This is a genomic window from Luteibacter sp. P4_E6, assembly GCF_056401535.1.
In genome coordinates this window covers 1-1,428 of the sequence record NZ_JBFUJE010000766.1, presented here as the reverse complement: position 1 = coordinate 1,428, position 1,428 = coordinate 1, and the positions used below count along the sequence as shown (strand labels likewise).

Here is a 1,428-nt window from a genome sequence, read left to right as displayed (position 1 = left end):
GCGCTGGCCACTGCCACAGAGAAGAAGGATATCGCGGTCGCGGTCGGGCTCGGTCTGTTCGATGCGCAGCTCGAGAAAACCGCGGGAGAGACCCAATGCGCCGATTGGCATGCCGCTGGCGCGCTCATTGTCCTCGCGGACGTCGACGAGCAACGCGCCACCCGCCTGCCGGATGAGTGCCTCGGCAGGGGCGACTTCAGGAACGCGGAGGCGTAGATCCGCCAGCCAGCGTTCCCGATCCAGACTTTCAGACATGCGAGGCTCCCCGATGAGGGCGACGCTTACTTTTCGCGTCGTTTCGCGTTACGAATCATGCGCTGGCGTTTCTGCTGCTGACTATCCGACAGGACATTCTTCTTGCCCGCGTACGGATTCTCGCCATCACGGAAATCGATGCGGATCGGCGTGCCTTCCAGCTTGTACCGCTTACGGAAGAAGCCTTCCAGGTAGCGACGATACGCCGGCGCGATGTGCTTGGTACGGCTGCCGTGGATGATGATCGTCGGTGGATTGTTACCACCGGGATGCGCGTAGCGAAGCTTCGGCGCATGACCGCGAACCAGTGGCGGCTGATAGGCCTCGTAGGCTTTCTCGAGCGTGCGCGTCAGGTCACTGGAGGTGATGACCTTCGTCGCCGCCGCGTGTGCCCGAACGACAGCCTTCATCAGTTCGCTGAGGCCGGAGCCGTTGAGCGCAGAGATGAAGACGGTCTTCGCCCACTCGACGAAGGCCAGACGGCGGCCGAGCGCAGCCATGCACTGGTCGCGAGCGTACTTGTCCATGCCGTCCCACTTGTTGACGCAAATGACCAGCGCGCGCCCTTCTTCCATGGCGCCACCGATCAGGGTGAGATCCTGGTCCGCAAGATTCTCGCGGGCATCGATCATCACCACCGTAACCTGCGAGGCAGCAATGGACTGCAACGTCTTGATAACGCTAAATTTCTCGATGGCCTCTTCAACACGGGCACGACGACGGACGCCGGCAGTGTCGATCAGCGTGAAGCGCTTGCCATCTCGCAGGAGCGGCACGCGAATGGGATCGCGCGTCGTGCCCGCCACATCGGAAACGATGAGGCGTTCCTCGCCCAGCAGGCGATTGATCAGGGTGGACTTGCCCGCGTTCGGGCGCCCCACGATAGCGACACGGATACCCTGGTCGGCAAGGGCGGGGTCGTCATCGCGCTCGTCGGGCAGATGCGTGAGCGACCGCTCGACCAGCACGTCGATGCCGCGGTTGTGCGCCGCGGACATGGGCAACGTTTCGGCCATGCCGAACGAGGCGAACTCGCCAAGTGCTACCGCTTCGTCCACACCGTCGGTCTTGTTGACGACGACCATGACCGGCTTGCCGCTACGGCGCAGCTCATTGAGGATGCTGACGTCCTGTGGCAGCACGCCGTCACGGGCATCAACGACGAAGACCAGC

1 protein-coding gene and 1 pseudogene are annotated in these 1,428 nt (G+C 63.1%); both read right to left on the bottom strand.

Going from position 1 to position 1,428, the window contains the following annotated elements:
• Positions 1-255 (bottom strand): annotated as a pseudogene (locus AC1DT2_RS23280) (molybdopterin-synthase adenylyltransferase MoeB); the annotation flags it as partial.
• A gap of 26 nt (positions 256-281) precedes the next feature.
• On the bottom strand, positions 282-1,428 hold a 1,147-nt coding region (der, locus tag AC1DT2_RS23275; RefSeq protein ID WP_477299044.1), incomplete at its 5' end, for a ribosome biogenesis GTPase Der.